This window comes from Bacillus sp. SH5-2, assembly GCF_008368905.1.
GTDB classification, from domain to species: Bacteria; Bacillota; Bacilli; order Bacillales; family Bacillaceae_G; genus Bacillus_A; species Bacillus_A luti.
On sequence record NZ_QOSD01000017.1, the window covers coordinates 141,963 to 159,890 of the forward strand.

Annotated in this window: 20 protein-coding genes, 1 pseudogene, 1 riboswitch and 1 other annotated feature; of the genes and pseudogenes, 6 read left to right on the forward strand and 15 right to left on the reverse strand. The window is 34.7% G+C overall.

All coding sequences use genetic code 11. From position 1 onward, the window contains the following. Position 1: 1 nt before the first annotated feature. Positions 2–1,165, reverse strand: coding sequence for an MFS transporter (locus tag DN410_RS13205; RefSeq protein ID WP_179958614.1), 1,164 nt, complete (start codon positions 1,163–1,165; stop codon positions 2–4). 373 nt (positions 1,166–1,538) lie between these two features. Here DN410_RS13205 and DN410_RS13210 point away from each other — a divergent pair, with 373 nt between their 5' ends. From DN410_RS13210 to DN410_RS13220, 3 genes are all read left to right on the forward strand, one after another. Next, positions 1,539–1,883: a winged helix-turn-helix transcriptional regulator gene (locus DN410_RS13210; protein WP_000760481.1), complete on the forward strand. Its 345-nt coding sequence runs from the start codon at positions 1,539–1,541 to the stop codon at positions 1,881–1,883. 433 nt (positions 1,884–2,316) lie between these two features. Continuing rightward, positions 2,317–2,757: a DUF1641 domain-containing protein gene (locus DN410_RS13215; protein WP_001115309.1), complete on the forward strand. Its 441-nt coding sequence runs from the start codon at positions 2,317–2,319 to the stop codon at positions 2,755–2,757. Positions 2,758–2,801: 44 nt separating this feature from the next. Further along, complete coding sequence (locus DN410_RS13220) at positions 2,802–3,980, forward strand: NAD(P)/FAD-dependent oxidoreductase (RefSeq protein WP_000043194.1); 1,179 nt, start codon at positions 2,802–2,804, stop codon at positions 3,978–3,980. Positions 3,981–4,170: 190 nt separating this feature from the next. Here the strand turns inward: DN410_RS13220 and tyrS are convergent, their stop codons facing one another. The 4 genes from tyrS to DN410_RS13240 all read right to left on the reverse strand — a co-directional run bounded on the left by tyrS (position 4,171) and on the right by DN410_RS13240 (position 8,765). Further along, complete coding sequence (gene tyrS / locus DN410_RS13225) at positions 4,171–5,433, reverse strand: tyrosine--tRNA ligase (RefSeq protein ID WP_001021108.1); 1,263 nt, start codon at positions 5,431–5,433, stop codon at positions 4,171–4,173. A 51-nt stretch (positions 5,434–5,484) separates the two neighbouring features. Then, positions 5,485–5,700, reverse strand: a binding site (T-box leader). 85 nt (positions 5,701–5,785) lie between these two features. Next, entirely contained in the window at positions 5,786–6,703 is a 918-nt protein-coding gene (murB, locus tag DN410_RS13230; protein WP_149176851.1) for a UDP-N-acetylmuramate dehydrogenase, read from the reverse strand. 382 nt (positions 6,704–7,085) lie between these two features. Further along, positions 7,086–7,481 (reverse strand): SET domain-containing protein, encoded by a 396-nt coding sequence (locus DN410_RS13235; protein ID WP_000573651.1) that lies wholly within the window; start codon positions 7,479–7,481, stop codon positions 7,086–7,088. Positions 7,482–7,706: 225 nt separating this feature from the next. Beyond that, positions 7,707–8,765: an endonuclease/exonuclease/phosphatase family protein gene (locus DN410_RS13240; protein ID WP_149176852.1), complete on the reverse strand. Its 1,059-nt coding sequence runs from the start codon at positions 8,763–8,765 to the stop codon at positions 7,707–7,709. 199 nt (positions 8,766–8,964) lie between these two features. Then, positions 8,965–9,024, forward strand: a riboswitch (Fluoride riboswitch). Between the two features lie 53 nt (positions 9,025–9,077). Between DN410_RS13240 and crcB (DN410_RS13245) the strand changes: the two genes are divergently transcribed. Beyond that, the gene (crcB, locus tag DN410_RS13245; RefSeq protein WP_179958611.1) at positions 9,078–9,482 is read left to right on the forward strand and encodes a fluoride efflux transporter CrcB; all 405 of its coding nucleotides are present in this window, start codon (positions 9,078–9,080) and stop codon (positions 9,480–9,482) included. Next, on the forward strand, positions 9,479–9,835 hold the full coding sequence (gene crcB, locus DN410_RS13250; protein WP_149176854.1) for a fluoride efflux transporter CrcB: 357 nt from the start codon (positions 9,479–9,481) through the stop codon (positions 9,833–9,835). The genes crcB (DN410_RS13245) and crcB (DN410_RS13250) overlap by 4 nt, the downstream gene beginning before the upstream one ends. A gap of 254 nt (positions 9,836–10,089) precedes the next feature. On the opposite strand, the gene DN410_RS13255 is transcribed toward crcB (DN410_RS13250), so the two are convergent. The 7 genes and pseudogenes from DN410_RS13255 to DN410_RS13280 all read right to left on the reverse strand — a co-directional run bounded on the left by DN410_RS13255 (position 10,090) and on the right by DN410_RS13280 (position 13,292). Continuing rightward, the gene (locus DN410_RS13255; protein WP_000974875.1) at positions 10,090–10,302 is read right to left on the reverse strand and encodes a helix-turn-helix domain-containing protein; all 213 of its coding nucleotides are present in this window, start codon (positions 10,300–10,302) and stop codon (positions 10,090–10,092) included. Between the two features lie 11 nt (positions 10,303–10,313). Then, a pseudogene (locus DN410_RS28485) lies at positions 10,314–10,523 on the reverse strand (DUF2975 domain-containing protein); the annotation flags it as partial. An 18-nt stretch (positions 10,524–10,541) separates the two neighbouring features. After that, on the reverse strand, positions 10,542–10,793 hold the full coding sequence (locus DN410_RS28490; protein WP_255446742.1) for a hypothetical protein: 252 nt from the start codon (positions 10,791–10,793) through the stop codon (positions 10,542–10,544). Between the two features lie 68 nt (positions 10,794–10,861). Continuing rightward, positions 10,862–11,068, reverse strand: a complete 207-nt coding sequence (locus tag DN410_RS13265) for a DUF3955 domain-containing protein (protein WP_149176855.1) — start codon at positions 11,066–11,068, stop codon at positions 10,862–10,864. A gap of 145 nt (positions 11,069–11,213) precedes the next feature. Then, positions 11,214–11,735, reverse strand: a complete 522-nt coding sequence (gene speG / locus DN410_RS13270) for a spermidine N1-acetyltransferase (protein WP_149176856.1) — start codon at positions 11,733–11,735, stop codon at positions 11,214–11,216. Positions 11,736–11,878: 143 nt separating this feature from the next. Beyond that, positions 11,879–12,280 carry a phosphate-starvation-inducible protein PsiE gene (gene psiE / locus DN410_RS13275; protein WP_149176857.1) on the reverse strand — a complete coding sequence of 134 codons (402 nt, stop codon included), beginning with the start codon at positions 12,278–12,280 and terminating at the stop codon, positions 11,879–11,881. Between the two features lie 55 nt (positions 12,281–12,335). Continuing rightward, positions 12,336–13,292, reverse strand: a complete 957-nt coding sequence (locus DN410_RS13280) for a nuclease-related domain-containing protein (protein WP_149176858.1) — start codon at positions 13,290–13,292, stop codon at positions 12,336–12,338. A gap of 442 nt (positions 13,293–13,734) precedes the next feature. On the opposite strand from DN410_RS13280, the gene DN410_RS13285 reads away from it, so the two are divergent. Further along, the gene (locus DN410_RS13285; protein WP_149176859.1) at positions 13,735–14,700 is read left to right on the forward strand and encodes a DUF4822 domain-containing protein; all 966 of its coding nucleotides are present in this window, start codon (positions 13,735–13,737) and stop codon (positions 14,698–14,700) included. A 99-nt stretch (positions 14,701–14,799) separates the two neighbouring features. On the opposite strand, the gene DN410_RS13290 is transcribed toward DN410_RS13285, so the two are convergent. The 3 genes from DN410_RS13290 to alo form a co-directional block, all read right to left on the reverse strand. After that, positions 14,800–14,988: a hypothetical protein gene (locus tag DN410_RS13290; protein WP_149176860.1), complete on the reverse strand. Its 189-nt coding sequence runs from the start codon at positions 14,986–14,988 to the stop codon at positions 14,800–14,802. Positions 14,989–15,260: 272 nt separating this feature from the next. Further along, positions 15,261–15,626 carry a YxeA family protein gene (locus DN410_RS13295; protein ID WP_149176861.1) on the reverse strand — a complete coding sequence of 122 codons (366 nt, stop codon included), beginning with the start codon at positions 15,624–15,626 and terminating at the stop codon, positions 15,261–15,263. A gap of 394 nt (positions 15,627–16,020) precedes the next feature. Continuing rightward, entirely contained in the window at positions 16,021–17,559 is a 1,539-nt protein-coding gene (gene alo / locus DN410_RS13300; RefSeq protein WP_149176862.1) for an anthrolysin O/cereolysin O family cholesterol-dependent cytolysin Alo, read from the reverse strand. Between the last annotated feature and the right edge of the window lie 369 nt (positions 17,560–17,928).

Genomic DNA, 17,928 nt, shown 5'->3' on the forward strand with positions numbered 1-17,928 from the left:
TTTATTTTACTTGATCTCTTTTTTCTAATGCCATACTCCACGCTGTTAAAAGAACAGCGGCTACTACCATAAGGCCGCCTACCCAAGCAGTATGGATTAATCCTAATGAATTCGTTACAAGACCACCTATATAAGAACCTAAAGCGATTCCTCCATTAAATGCGGCAATATTAATTGCTGAAGCAACATCAACCGCACTTGGAACAAAGCGCTCTGCCAATATAACTACATATACTTGTAGCCCCGGAACATTCATAAATGCGAATAGTCCCATGAAAATAATTGTGATTAATCCAGCTACTTTAAATGGCGCCGTAAATGTTAAAACAAATAATATAATCGCTTGGATAAAGAACATGTAAAATAGCGCTCGAATCGGATTATGATTCGATAATTTTCCGCCGACCATATTCCCTATCGCAATTGCGATTCCATACACTAATAAAATGATGGTAACCGTACTTGCTTCAAATCCTGTTACTTCTTGTAATAGGGGTGATAAATACGTAAATGTTACGAATGTCCCGCCGTATCCAAGTGCAGTAATGATGAAAACTAGTAACAGTCTTCCATTCTTAATTAGTTTGAATTGATCACGAAACGATACAGGTACACCATTTTTTAAATTAGATGGGACCAGTATGCTATTCGCGATAAGAGCAATAATTCCAATTACAACAATCGCCATAAACGACGCTCTCCAGCCAAATTGTTGACCGATAAACGTTCCAATTGGCACACCTGTAATAGTCGCAACTGTTAATCCAGTAAACATAATTGCAATGGCGCTAGCACGTTTATTCTCTGGTACAATTGCAGCCGCAATTGTAGATCCTATCGACATAAACACACCATGTGCAAATGCAGATACAATCCTTGCGATAATCAATATAGTGAAGCTTGTTGCTACTGCTGCAATGCCATTACCAATAATGAAAATAACCATAATCCACATTAATAATGTCTTTCTCGACATACTAGCCGTTAACGCTGTTAAAACAGGAGCTCCTACCGCTGCCCCTAACGCATATAAGGAAACAGTTAAACCGGCTGTTGTAACCGAAACATTTAAATCTTTTGAAATAGATGGTAATAAACCGACACTAATAAACTCGGTCGTCCCAATCCCAAACGCACTAATAGCTAGTGCTAATAAAGCAAACATACTTCTTCGATTCGTCTGAACTTCCGAAGATGGTACTGTATATGAACTCAATTGAATTCCTCCTTATTACAAGAAATCCAATCATAATAGTGCGATAAAAAGGCCCTTTTATCTTCTAAAAAATATATTTAATCTCTACAAATGCTATTATGAATGGTTTCATTCCTTTTTGAAAGAACGCACTTTAAAGTACTATAGGCACCAAAAAGTAACATAGTAACTTTTAAGTACCGTACTACTCATTTGCCTCTTACATGTGCTATTATGAAACATATTTAACATGATAAAAAGTACGTACTTTAAAGTGCTATAGGTACTAAAAAGTAACATTTGTATGTTTTAGCTTACTTTACTCAAAAAAGGAGGATTTCATATGAAGAAATACAATATTCCTGTAGAGGCGACTTTAGAAGTCATCGGCGGCAAATGGAAGGTTGTTATCCTTTGTCACTTAACGAAAGGTACGAAGAGAACGAGTGAACTAAAACGCTCAATGCCTGGTATTACACAAAAAATGTTAACCCAGCAATTACGTGAATTAGAAGACGACGGCGTTATTCAAAGGAAAGTATACAATCAAGTCCCACCAAAAGTAGAATATTCTCTTACTGATTACGGTTGGTCTTTAGAATCGATTCTTGATTCTCTTTGTTCTTGGGGTGAATGCCATCTTGAAAAAGAAGGTAACACATCGATGCTAATTGCAGAAGGTGAATAATAGGAAAAAGGAAAAAACGAACATGAATTTGTTCATTTTCCCCTTTTTTTCTTTATATATATGTACATTTCTAATTCAAACAAAATATTTTATACGCTTTCACACCTTGTCAGTACTAGGTTATACACTTACTACCAAATAATTAGGAATCATTTTTATGTTAACATAGGTGTATATAGTATATAATATAAGATATATATTATATACACTTTCCGATAAAGGACCTTTCCATTATGCGGACAAGCCATGTATCGGACAGTTCATAAATAATAGGTAAGACGTTATGGTTTTAGATTTATGATTTCAGCTGATTGCTATCATAAATTTAAAGGCATTTTATTGTGTTTTGTGAAACTTTGTATAAAGTTTCGTAAACGGTTACTATCTTACTTATCAAAAATAAGAGTATTGCTATCGTAAAGGAGAATTGGAGATGCCAGAAACTATGACTCAAACAAAGCCAGAACAAGAAACTGTACAAATTTCTGCTAGCCAAGGACAACTTGATGTACTTGATCAGTTGTTAAAACCTGAGGTACAAGAATCATTAACAACACTAGTAGAACAGCTTCCAAAATTAACTGAGCTTGTTAACATTTTAACTAAATCTTATGACTTCGCTCAAACTGTTGCTACTGATGAAGTATTAAAAAGCGACACTGTTGGTGCAATCACAGAGCTTGTAGAACCTGTAAAAGATACAGTGAAAAGCATGGCTGCAACTGCAATCGAAGCGAAAGATCGTGCTGACGAAAGTAATGAAGTTATCGGCCTATTCGGTCTATTAAAATTACTAAAAGATCCACAAGCACAAAAAATGTTCCGTTTTGTGAACGCATATCTTCAAATTAGTGCAGAACGTAACAATAAATAATTTAACTTATAACAACAATTAGTAAAGACGGGGGATATCATACTATGTCAAAACAAATTGTCATCTTAGGCGCTGGTTATGGCGGTCTTCTTGCCGCTTTAAACGTACGTAAATATTACAGCAAATCAGAAGCACAAGTTACAGTGATTAACCAATACCCAACACACCAAATTATCACTGAACTACACCGCCTTGCAGCTGGTAACGTTGCTGAGCAAGCAATTGCAATGCCACTTACAAAGCTTTTCAAAGGCAAAGATATCGATCTTAAAATCGCAACAGTTGAGTCATTCTCAGTTGATAGCAAAGAAATCAAACTAGCTGGCGGCACTACTTTATCTTACGATGCACTTGTAGTTGCTTTAGGAAGTAAAACTGCTTACTTCGGTATTCCAGGACTAGAAGAAAACAGCATGGTATTAAAATCTGCTGCTGATGCAAACAAAATCTACAAACACGTTGAAGACCGTATTCGTGAATACGCGAAAACGAAAAACGAAGCTGATGCTACAATCGTAATCGGTGGTGGCGGATTAACTGGCGTTGAGCTAGTTGGTGAGCTTGCTGACATTATGCCTAAACTTGCAAAAAGCCACGGCGTAAATCCAAAAGAAGTGAAACTTCTTCTTGTTGAAGCAGGTCCAAAAATCCTTCCAGTATTACCAGACCACTTAATCGAACGTGCAACTACTAGCCTAGAAGCACGCGGTGTTACATTCTTAACTGGTCTTCCTGTAACAAACGTTGCTGGCAATGAAATCGACTTAAAAGACGGTCAAAAACTTGTTGCTAACACATTCGTTTGGACAGGTGGCGTACAAGGTAACCCACTAATCGGTGAATCAGGTCTTGAAGTAAACCGTGGCCGTGCAACAGTTGATGCATACCTACAATCTACTTCTCACAAAGACGTATTCGTTGCTGGAGACAGCGCTGTTGTCTTCGCTCCAGACGGACGTCCATACCCACCAACTGCACAAATCGCTTGGCAAATGGGTGAGTTAATTGGATACAACTTATACGCAGCACTAGAAGGCAAAGCATTCGAAGAGTTCGCACCTGTAAACTCTGGAACACTTGCTAGTCTAGGACGTAAAGATGCTGTTGCTACAATCGGAGCAAGCAACACTCCACTTAAAGGCTTACCAGCATCATTAATGAAAGAAGCAAGTAACGTTCGTTACTTATCACACATTAAAGGTCTATTCAGCTTAGCTTACTAATCTGAATATAAGCCCGAATCATGCCCAGCATGGTTCGGGCTATTTTTATCCGTAATTTTCTCTAACTTATTTATTCGGCAGAAGAATAATATAACCCTTTTAATTATCTAAATTTACTGATTATTTTATGTCCAAATTGTGTATACGAAAGAATGGAAGTATTCTTCCTACTCCCATCCTTTCACACAAACTATTCCCCTAACTTCACAAGGCTGTAGTTCTTCTTCCCTTTACGGATAATAATAAATCTTCCATCGAATGAATTTTCTACAGTAACATCCGTACCCACATCCGTTACTTTTTCACCATTCATAGAAATCGCGCCATTATTAATATCCTCACGTGCTTGTCGTCTAGATGGTTCAATTCCTAAATCAACTAGCCACTCTACGATGTTTTTCGTCTCTTTTGAAGACTGGAATGTTGGCATCTCTTTAAAGCCTTGCTCAATTTCATCAGCTGTTAACGATTTAATATCTCCGCTAAATAACGCTGCTGTAATTTTCACAGCTTGCAGGAATGCTTCTTCTCCATGAACGAATTTCGTCATTTCTTCCGCTAATACTTTTTGCGCTTCACGTTTATGAGGCTCTGTTTCTACCTTCACTGCTAATTCATCAATACGCTCTTTCGTTAAGAATGTAAAGTATTTCAAGTATTTAACGACATCACGGTCATCTGTATTCACCCAGAACTGGTAAAATTCAAATGGTGTTGTTTTTTCAGGATCAAGCCAAACTGCACCACCTGCTGATTTACCAAACTTCGTACCATCTGATTTTAATAATAACGGAATCGTTAATCCGAATACTTTCGCTTCGTGCCCTTCTAACTTACGAATTAAATCTAAACCGCTCGTAATATTGCCCCATTGGTCACTACCACCAATTTGCAGTTGAACATCTTCTTTCGTGTATAAATGATGGAAGTCCATCGCTTGCAAGATTTGGTACGTAAATTCTGTGAAAGAGATCCCTGTATCTAAACGACTTGCTACAATATCCTTCGCTAACATGCTATTAATACTAAAGTTTTTTCCGTAATCACGTAAAAACTCAATAATATTTATTTCATGTGTCCAGTCGTAGTTATTTACCATCTTCACTTCGCTATTTCCGCCAAAATCAAATAGCTTTTTCATTTGCGCTGTTAACGCATCCACATTATGCTGAACTACTTCTAATGTTTGAAGTTGACGCTCTGATTGACGTCCACTTGGATCGCCAATTGTTCCAGTTGCTCCGCCAATTAAAATAACAGGATGATGACCAGCTAACTGGAATCTTTTCATCATCATAAACGGAATCAAATGTCCGATATGCATACTATCACCAGTCGGATCAACTCCGCAGTATAGCGAAATCTTCTTCTCTTCTACTAACTTACGTAAGCCTTCTTCGTCAGTCTGTTGATTAACGGCGCCGCGCCATTCTAACTCATCAATGATATTCATCTTTTGTCATCCCCTTTATTTTTAAAAAACAAAAAATCCCTATGTCTATGACATAGGGACGATTATTCACCGTGTTACCACCCAGTTTGTATAAATAGCATAGCTACTCATACCACTCTTAGCAATAATATCGATTGCCAATCCGCTTAGCATTACCTAAGATACTCCAGAGTGTAATTCACAAGTTTGTTTGTGCTAGGTTCCAGCAACCCCTAGCTCTCTCGTTAACAGTGACAAACTGCTACTGGGCTCTTTCAACGTATGTTATTTGTTAAATTATTAGCCATTATATTGAATTGAAGACAAATTGTCAACAATACCCAAATGTTATTTTGAAATAATTCGCATTTTATTATTCTTTATCTTCTCCAATAATCCTTACTTCGCGCTCTAACTTCACGCCAAATTTCTCTTCAACTGTCTTTTGTACGAAGTGAATTAAATCGATGTAATCTTGTGCTGTTCCGTTATCAACATTCACCATAAATCCAGCGTGTTTTAAAGAAACTTCTACTCCGCCAATTCGCTTACCTTGTAGTCCTGATTCTTGAATCAACTTACCAGCAAAGTTATTTGGTGGACGCTTGAATACACTACCACATGAAGGATATTCTAGAGGCTGTTTTGACTCACGTTTAAACGTTAAATCATCCATTTTTGCTTTAATTTCTTCACGTACACCTTCTTCAAGTTCGAACTTCGCTTCAAGAATAATGTAATGATTATTAGCAAATACACTCTTACGATATCCAAATGCAAACTCATCTTTCGTTAAAGTACGTAAGTCTCCATCGCCTGTCATTACAAGAGCTTCTGTTAACACAAACGATACTTCACCGCCGTAAGCACCAGCATTCATATATAATGCTCCGCCAACCGAACCTGGAATACCACAAGCAAACTCAAGACCTGTTAAATTGTGGTCTAATGCAATTCGTGATACATCAATAATTGCTGCACCGCACTGTGCTACAATCGTCGTTCCTGTTACAGTAACTCCTGTAATATGAATTAAACTTACTGTAATCCCGCGAATCCCGCCATCTTTAATAATGACATTCGATCCATTTCCTAAAAACGTAACTGGAATATTATATTCGTTCGCATATTTAATAACTTCTTGAATTTCATCATAATTTGTAGGCACAACGAACACATCTGCTTTTCCGCCAACTTTAATATGCGTATGATTCTTTAACATTTCATCTTGTTTCACATGACCTTCAGGCAATACCGTACTTAAATATTCATAAACCTCTTGCATATTCATTTTACGATTCCTCTATTTCTATATTCTTTTTATCCCGTTATACGGGCCCATAATATCCCCACATACATGAACCTAAAGTGGTGGATACAGTGTACCCAAAATCAATTCGAGACACCTATAAACCTCTTAATTTATAAGAGGTGCCACTCATATTAAAATATATATTGCATAATAAAGCAACCCAAATGGACCACTAAACTTGACATGTAATCAGAAAGACAACAATTTGTAAAATATATCACTTTTACAAAACACTATCCCCCAGTATCTTACTATACCATACGAAAAGAAAGTGGTATTTTTTTGTAATCTTTACTTTATTTTCTTCAATAAAAAAAGAGTACACCCCATACCGGAATGTACCCTTTTCATACTCGTTAATCTACTTTTCGTTCTCTTCTTTTTCCTTATCAAACCATAGCAGCTCGTCATCATCAACTTCACCATTATAATTGATTAAAATCTCTTCTCCCGCTTTTATATCCTTATAAGCAAAGAAGTTAAACGTATGATTCTCAAAGACAATCTCATACGTTGCATTCGGATTATATGCATGATTAAATAACATGCCGTATCCTAAAAGGAATGCCGTATGATTTACCCCATACTCAAATGCGTAGTCAGCAAGTAACGTTTTCTCAATGTGTTCATGCTGTTCATTCGGATAAGAGATAACTGGTGCTGAGTGAATCAACTCACCCTTTTTAATATCACGAGTTGCAAATACACCTCTATTAAATTCTCCATCACTAAGTTCAGAAGTCTTAACTTCGATCATATGCGTCACCTATATAATTCTTTCTTTGAAGTATTTTATCTCGCTACCTGCGAGGTTCAACTAATAATTAGTAGCTATTAGTTGAATTTTATCTCCTTAAGCTTGGCAGAAAACACGAAGAAAAGCAATTAAATTCCTACCAAGTATGAAAAGAGCACATTATTTGTGCTCTTTTAAAGTTATATTATTTTTCTAAAATATCTTCTAACAACTTCATTCACTTAATTACTTCAACTTAAATACCGCACTTACTGGGTTATGATCACTATTTTCAAACTTCAAATCTTTCCCTTGTACATTTACAATCTCAACATTCGGTGAAACGATAAAGCCATCAATAATCGTGACAAAGTTTTCACCTTCTACATATTTCTTCACATCATCTCTCACGGTCATAACAGATGGATCTACAGCCCATTTAAATCCTCCGTCAGTAAAATCTTTCGGCAATTCTACTAACCATTCTGGACGCTCTTTCACAAACTTCGGATCACTTAATTGAACATCAGAAACTAATTGATTCCAATCTCCGCCCATTATTACGTAATCACCATTTTGATAATGCTTGTTCATATATTCTTTTAAATACTCCGCTTGCTGCTTTCTAATTTTCCCGCCCTCATCATAAGCAGACAAATGTAAATTTACGAGCCTAACAAACTTTCCATTATTAACCGGTATTTTATATTCAACAATCGCTCGGTCCAAATCAAATAAACGCTTTGGCCAAGGCTCCATCCCTGGTAATTGGAACCTCGTCGCTGTTTGAACTGTATATTTAGAAAATGTACTTAGGCCAGCCTCAGCATATCCCATTGGACTTGTTACTGGCACCGGGACCCACTTTGTATCGTAATTTTTTCCGAATGACGAAGCATATTCAGATAGTCCTTTTTTCAAAAATTCATGCTCATTTACATCGAATGATCGAAGTGATTTTATATCAACTTCTTGTAATAATGCAAAATCACTATTCTCATTTTGTAAGAAAGAAAGCATCTTCTTTAAGTTCACTTCAGTCTGTTCTTTACTACTTGAACCAGAACCTTTTCCGCCATCCATAAAGAAGTCTTGATCCTTATCTAATCCAGCATAGCCAATATTGAATGTCGTAACCTTAAATTCATTTCCTTGCTCTAATACGCGCTCCTTATTATTTTCCACCTTCAAACTTATAACATCAGCAGGCTGTTCTTTTGTAAATGTCATATACCCTAAAAATCCACCTAAAATGCCTGCTCCTACTAAAATCAATACAAGTATTATTTTTAAAACCTTCTTCAAACAAATGACCCCTTTTCTAGAAAGACAACTATTTTTCTTTATTTTCAGTTAATTATAACAAAATGACAAACGTAAGAAATATTTTATCACACTTAAAACCTCGTATCATTATATTTAGGTTTTCAACAATTCATATAATTTATAATCACCTCGAAATTTCCATTGGAATTTAACACCAATATTTAGTACACTATATGTAATAATTATAGGCGATGGAGTTCGCCATAACCGCTAGTTAGCTAATGACTCCTACCAGTATGCTTGCTGGTAGGAGTCTATTTTTTTGAACAAACTATGAAAGAGGTGAGGAAGTTGATTTATATTATCGTTGGCATAGCCGGTATATTAGGCGCTCTTTCCCGTTATTATATAGGGCTTACTATTCATACATTTTGGCATCATTCATTTCCGTTAGCTACATTACTTATTAACTTAGCGGGCTGCTTCTTATTAGCCTGGTTAACTACTTATATCGCTCGGCTAAACATCTTACCTTCTGAGGCTGTTACAGGCATTGGGACTGGATTCATTGGCTCCTTTACGACGTTTTCAACGTTCAGTGTAGAAACTGTGCAATTAATCAATCATTCTGAATGGAGCACAGCTTTCTTATACGTATCATGTAGCATACTTGGTGGTCTCATTATGTCTGGCCTTGGCTATACACTCGGTGATTTCTTAATTAAGAAACGCCTTACAGAAGGTGATTTCTCATGATGGAGGCTTTATTAGTAGCAACTGGAGGTTTCTTCGGTGCTATTACACGATTTGCCATTAGCAATTGGTTTAAAGAAAGAAATACAACTTCCTTTCCAATCGCTACATTTCTTGTAAATATAACGGGGGCCTTTTTACTCGGATATATAATTGGAGCGGGAATAACCACAGGTTGGCAACTTCTACTAGGTACTGGTTTTATGGGGGCTTTTACTACATTTTCAACATTGAAATTAGAATTTGTCCAACTGCTGGATCGCAAAAAGATTGGTATGTTCCTTGTATATGTGAGTAGCACATATACAATTGGTATCCTCCTCGCTTTCCTTGGAATGAAACTTGGCGGAATATAAAAAGAGCGACTGTTATATCAGTCGCTTTCTTTCATAAAAAGTATGTCTCTCAATGCTGAATTAAAATTAGAGCTGCTGGATGAACAACACCGCAATATAGTATGTACTGCATAATAGACCGATTGCACTGTCTCTTGTGCCCCAGTTGCTGAATTTATATCTCTATCGGAAAAATAAGCATTATTCCGCTCACTTTTTACGCATAATTACACTTCACCTATACCATATGTTTGTTGTTCTCATACGTAACTGTACTAGAACTCATCCTTTTCATATTCTAAAATATCGCCAGGCTGACACTCTAACACTTCACATATCTTCTCTAAAGTTGAAAACTTAATTGCTTTCGCTTTCCCATTTTTCAAAATAGAAACATTCGCCATCGTAATTCCTAATCTTCCAGATAGCTCTGTCACACTCATTTTCCGCTTCGCTAACATTACATCAAGATTTACTATAATCGCCATAACAGAGCACCTCAAATCGTTAAGTCGTTATCTTCTTTTATGTCACTCGCTTTCCTAACTAAATGAGAAAGTAAAGAAGTGAAAATGGATATAACAACTGAGAAAAATAAAATAAGTAATGGAATCACTAAAATACTTGTATGATAATTCCCTACTATAAAAATATACAATAATGCTCCAATATATAAAATACCTTCCATCATCGATAAAATGCTAATTGTCTTTAATCTCTTCTTATTTTATGAAGTAAATACTTCATCTACAGCAATATCTGAACATATTTTCCACCCTAAAAATAAGGTAATAAAATACGGAAATCCTGTAATCCAAATAAATGATACAAACGGATTGTATAAATCCTTTAACTGTTCAGATCCTAACAATACTGCTTTCCCCATCTTTGGCCCAATATACATGCAGAATAGTACACCGATACAACCACAAAAAATAATGATAAGTTTTAACCAAATTGACAATTCTCTTTGCCTCATCAAAATTAACTTCCTAAATAAACGTACAAAAAAACGGCAAATATAATCACTTGCCGCTTATATATGATTTACTTATTCCCTTTTAATTTTGATTGAATAAATGTAAATGAACCTGCCGCTATCGCCATAAAGAATAGCAAATAACTTACTGGTACTAAGAAAAAGTAAGGCTCCATTAGCATACCATTCTCCGCTACCGTACTATTCGAACTATGTATCGATAAACAAATAACTCCAAGCACGATTAACATAATGGATAATACATATTTTTTCATAATACATTCTCCTCTATACGTAACATTCTTCTTCACTAGCTACCATCATAATAACGAAAGACATATTATAAGTCAATCAATATTTATTGTTCTACGATAAATAAATATCATTCCGAATAAAAAAAGCGTTTATAAAGTTAATACTTTATAAACGCTTTTTTTCTAAATATTGCTTCTGAAACATGCACATTCTTATTGCATTATGATACGTGCCATCTACGAAGAATTCATCTTGTAGCTCGCCTTCTACTATAAATCCAACCTTTTTATAAACATGCACAGCTTTTTCATTCTCTTTATCGACAACTAAATATATTTTATGCATATTTAATACAGAAAAAGCGTAATCCATCGCTAAACGCGTTGCATCAGCTGCATATCCGTGACCTTGATAACCCGGATCAATAATAATTTGGAATTCCGTTCTTCGGTGAATATAATCGATTTCTACTAACTCGACCAATCCAACCATTTCATTATCTTTCTCAACGATAAATCGGCGTTCACTTTGATCGTGTATATGTTTGTCGTACAAGTCTTGCAATTCTACAAAGGCCTCATACGGCTCTTCAAACCAGTATGACATAATATGTGCGTTATTATTCAGTTCGTGTACGAACTTTAAATCCTCTCGTTCTAAAGGACGTAATTTTAATTCCTGACTCATTTTTATAACCTCCAAGTAAAAGAAACCTCTTCACTTAATTTCTCAATTTTTTTCAATTTCAAACACCCTAGTTACATTGTAAACTTTCAAGTAACTTGAAGGTCAAGACATAAAAAAAGCAGTGCAAACTTATGCCTGCACTACTACTCTTTTCTCAAATCTCTCATATTCGATATGTATAAAGCAATAACTAAAATAAGAATTGCTCCTGCGTATAATAACGTCTCCATCGGTTCCTCATGAGATACAATAATTAATCGAATTAACGCCGTAATTCCGATATAAATAAAATAACGTAACGGAAAATGATAGTTCGATTTAAAATACTTAATAATTAATGCAATGAACTCGAAGTATAAGAAATAGACGATGATGCTTTCAACTAATTTGTATGACGTATACTTCTTCGCTGAAAATATGTATTGAATAAAAGTAATCGTTTCATTAATTAAAAAGATAGATAAAACTATGGATAGTATGATTAGTGCTATATTTAATATCCACTGTAAAACACTAGCTATGTAATGATCGATATGAGATTTCATTTGCTCTCCGCACTCCCCTTCATATAAACACTTATTTATTATAGCAAAATTATAATTAGAGGTGGGTTAGATCGTACTTTCGGCCTTTATTGGTGCCGGTGTGGGGGATGTTCATTGTTTGGAGGAGTCTTTTAACCGCAGAACTAGATTGCATATTAAGAAAGTCCCTCAATTTGCTATTAGTAGTTATCATTCCAAGCAGAAGTGTGTAATCTTGTAAAGCACGTAAATGAGCATGTTTAGACGTACTATTACAGTTTGAGCAACGCCATCCCTGTTTTTCTTTTAACATTGCCATTGTAAAACATTCCTCACACTGCACGCCCTTTAGCAATTCCTCTTTTTTAATTTTATATTGTGCAAGGATATTTTGTCGCTGCTGAGAATGTTCATTCATGATTTGAGCTATAAGTTCATTTATATTACCAATCGATTTTTCTTTATATTGATTTTCAAGCTGTTTTATTTTATTAGGTAAATTTGCGCTGTGAATAATTTTACTAGAAAGTATTTCATCTGAAGTTTTAATAATTGTACGAGGGGAACTAATTACAACGAGGGATTCAATCGGAAGATTATATAAACCATGCAGACTCAGCCATTTTCTCAGCTGCATCTCTTGTCGCTTAAGCTGTAAAATCGGATCTGGGAAACCTTCTTCCGTACTACCCTCTGTTATTCGAATGAGCTGATTAAACTTTGCATCAAAAACTAATGTACCAATGATATTTTTTATTTCAAGAAAAAGAAGAAAACATGCGGAAACTATGAGGGTATCAATTTGGAAATAATGCTTCTGATCAAACAACCTGATATCATGTAAAATACGATATTCTGCTTCGGGTAGAAAACTAAGCGGATATTCAATCGCCTGCTCTCCTTTATAACCAGCCATAAATTTAGCTAGATTTTCAGAAACTATATTCCTTTTTAGATGATGGGCAGGCAATCTTCTAAGTAAAGCTTCTAACTGGAGCAAATGTACGGGCATTTTCAGTTCTTTCACAATCATCTTTATCCCCCTCCAAAATATATCAGCGATTTTTCAAATATATCAGCGCAACTCAAATTATATCGGCGATTTTCGAAATATATCGGCGCAACTCCAAATATATCAGCGATTTTCGAAATATATCGACTTACCGACAAAAACCGACACAACATACACCCATGAAATCCTATACACAGTATAGCATCACAGCTAAAATCGCACTGTAAGCATAATGTGTATACCCCAATCTGATTACACCATTTTCAAAATGAGGGTTTTACATTCACCTCATGTAAAAAGACCTTTTTATAAATATGAACATTTTTTAGGAATTAGTTTATCTTTTTTTAATGTTTTATTTAGAGGGAGTTTATAGTCGAGTATTAACATAATAAACGTAGTAACTATTACTATAATCACAAACCATACTACTTACATTTATAAAATGAGGAGACGATAAAACATGAACAAAAAAACGAAAGCACTATCATCTATATTGCTCGGATTCACACTAGCACTAACAGGGTGTGTTGGTACTAAAGCCGAAGAAAATCATAGTAAGCCGAAACAAGAACAAGCTGCTAAAGAAACAAAAAAGGAAAATAAGTTAACGAAAGGCCAAAAAATGGCTAACATTCTTAGCGACACAAATTGGCAAGGCACACGAGTGTTAGACAAAGATAAGAATGACTTAACAAAAGAGAATGCAAACTTCATTGGTCTTGCAAAATATGATGCGAAGTCAGGCAGATATGAATTTTTTGATGCTAAAACAGGTGCAAGTCGTGGCGATAAAGGAACTTTCTTTATCACAAATGATGGTAAGAAGAGAATATTAATTTCAGAATCAATGAAATATCAAGCTGTCGTTGACATGACAAAACTAAATAAAAATGTATTTACTTATAAACGAATGGGGAAAGACGCTAACGGTAAAGATGTAGAAGTTTTCGTTGAACATGTTCCATATAAAGAAAAAGAACTTTCTTTCACTGATCCGGACAAGCAGCTGAACACGACTACAGGCGATATCGTTAAAAACGTTGATGGAGATAAAATTTTAGGTGGAACCCTTTGGCACGGAACAAAAGTATTAGATGAAGCTGGTAATGATATAACACAATTTAATTTGAATTTTATAAGTCTAGCAAAATTCGATGACAAGTCTAATAAATATGAGTTCTTCAATAGCGAAACAGGCCAAAGCCGCGGTGATTATGGCTACTTCGATGTTGTGCATGAAAATAAAATAAGAGCCCATGTCTCAATTGGAAATAATAAATATGGTGCGGCTCTTGAACTTACTGAACTAAATAATAAGAAATTTACGTATAAAAGAACTGGTAAAGACCAAGCGGGTAAAGACATCACTGTATTTGTTGAACATGAACCTTATACAGGTGATATGAAGCCACAATTTAGCTTTTAAAAACGTTTGATTAAAAATCCTGTACTGAGCTACAGGATTTTTCTTATTAAGCAAGAAGACAAAAACCAGTTAGATTTTCGTCTCCACAATATTCTTACCTTATAGTTGATGATTTACAAAACCCAAAATCATACCAATACAAAATAAAATAAATCCAATTAGAATTAAGGGAAGAGTGAAGCCACCCCAAGCTGGTTTATTAGCAAACGCCCTTATTTTAAAATTAATCCTTGCTAAAGACATGATAACGATACCCGCTATTGATAAAATTGTAGTTACATAAGTCATTTATAACAATACTCCTCTTCTATATTGATTTTATATCTCTGCAAACCATCTGCATAAGTGTTACAGTCCAATATTCATACATATCATTACAATTGTAGCAATCCAGCTTTGTGCCACATCATTTGTAAAACTCATTATTCACTCCTAAAAAAGGACAGAACCAGACGGTTCGGTCCTTTTTGTTTTATAATAAATCTTTCTTATTTTTCTACACTATCTTTTTCCTGTAAATTGTATGTTAACGCCGCTACTAGTTAACTTATCCTGATATATTATGAATTTCCGTTCAATTTATTTAAGATACTTTTATCTATTTTTGTTTGATCCACCTTAGCTATCTTAGAAACAATCCCACGGCGATCTTCCCAATCAATCAAATAATATTGATTTTTTTCCAATTTATTTTGCACGGAAATTTTCAGTTCTCTTTCTTTCCCTTTTTTATCGTACACCTTCTCATCATAAGCATGATAAGTAAGAACTTCTCCATTACTCAATTTTTCGTTTTCTACTGTAGAATCCGTCGTTACTTTTACATAATATTGTTTAGTTGAATAGTATCCATTCCCTGACTGCAGATAGTAAAAAGCACCTCCTACTATAGCTAATAATACAAAAATTCTCATGATCCATTTCATATGATAATACCTAACCTTTCTATTCTACTTGGAAGATTTATATTCATTAACATATAAATCTTCCTTACCTTAAGTATGCTTTAACCATAAAGATGGTACAATCCAGTTTCCTTACACTCACATTACATTTTTGTAATTCTATCATTTTACAAAAGTTTCTTAAGTTGGCCGCAAACAAAAGAGCATAAACTTTTTAAAGTTTTATTCCTTCAATTGCCGCAATTTTAGCAACACTTGTCCAAGTAATAGGAATTTCATTTCAATCCATTTTACGTGGAGAAGTAAATCAACGCCGATTAACTATATTAGGAATTACATTATTAATCAGCTTTGGAAAGAATAAAATTTGTGACTAAGTAAAAAAGCGCCCTACTTATAGGGCGCTTTTTTATACTTAATGACTAATACTAGCTGTTGGGTATAGTGTTGTTCCTCCAATTGAAACTTTTATTTCATTTGTTAATGGAACGTTTTGTTCATTAATAATTGTTCTCCACCATTCCCATGCAAGACCTGTACATTCTCTTGCTACAATTTTTATATTTTTTGAATTTGGTGGAAGAGGGATAACTGTAGAGTAGTGAGCCGTTTTGTCTTTTCCGCTACCATCCCATGTTTTATGTGTTAATACTTCGTTACCCTTTTGGTCAAATGTGAATTCATCCCAAGATACATCAAATTGAGCAACGTAAGCACCGTAATGATCAAGTGTCATTTTAGCACTTGAATATTCTGTAGTTGTCGTCTCAATATAATCTGTATTGTTATGAACAGCAGCAGTTGCATTATCTTTTAAGAAAGTACTTGTATATGAAATTGGGTATGCTGGATTTTTAAGACTTAATTCAGCATTATCTTTAATGATATTTCGGATTTCATTGAAATCTTTAGTAACAACCTTGTTATGCTCTTTCGCATCTCCACCTAATACTACAGCAGTAAAAGTACTTTCTTCAAAAATATCTTTATACTGTCCACTTGTTTCAACGCTGTTATCCTTAAGTAAGGCTTTAAAAGCAGCTTGTACATCTTTGCTCTTAGATGTTGTTTCTAATTTTACATAAATCGTTCTACCATAAGCTACATTTGAAACCATAACAGGTGGAGCCGAATTACTTACGCCTTTTCGAGTTAACTCACCAAAAGTAACACTATTATCAAAAAGGTCGGATGGATTGTTAGGTAGTTCAGCACTTACCGTATAAAATATTTGCTTATATGCGGCAACCATCACTTTTTTCTCTCCATTTGCAACCGCATTAAAATCAATGTTTAGACTGTTATCAAGATATTTAGCGTTAACATTAAGAGCACTTGCGATTTGTGATTTACTATAAACCATAGATTCCGTATACTGCATTCTTGCAGGTAACGTATGTGTTGTAGAATACTTTTCATTCCAAGTAGATACTAAATCGTCTACTGCTCCAGCTACATTACCATATGTCGGATTTTGGACAGTGATTGTATTTTCTTTTCTCATGCCCGGTAAGTCTATACTAATATTCAAAGGCTTTCTCTTAGCCACTAATAAACTTGGTTGATTGTCTGCAAACGCTTTATTTGCAAGTTGTACAGCTCCTGGATACGTGCGATTCACTACAGAATCAATAATTGAAATATCGACTGGTGACGTTGTAAGTGATTTTTTCTCGCGTTCCACTACTACAAATTTACCATTTGAATTGATACTTTCTTTCGGAACAAAACTCTCTACTTTATCACCATTTACAGCTAAAACCTCTTGATTATTATATTTAAGATTTGCTATACCAGTATCAATGCCACTAGCATTTTTGGTTACATCAGTTGTATTACTTGCTTGTGTTTCTGCGAAGGAAATAGATGAATAATTAATAGTGCATAGACTAACTAATAAACATGCAAGGAACTTTCTTCTTTTAGTTCTTTTCTTAATATTCAGAAAAATCACCCCGTTCTTTTTTTAGTAGAATATGATAATGATTGATAAATGATAGCTAACTAATAAACTTACATAAATGCTTTTAAAAGTTCTTGAATTAACGGGATTACGCCACCTACAAATTTTAAAACTGCCATTGCGATTTCCATATCATTTCCTCCTTTTTATTGCTACGAAAATGTGATTTATCTTTATGCCCTCATTATAGTGACCCCTTACACTTTTATCAATACACTCTGATATGCAATATTACATATAAAAAAACAAGCTGAATTCTTTTAAAAAATTATACAGAGATATTTTTTTCGCTTGGTAGATACTTGAAAAGGTGAAGCATTCTTTTGCATTTTATGAGTAATCACATAAAAAAAGCTGCTG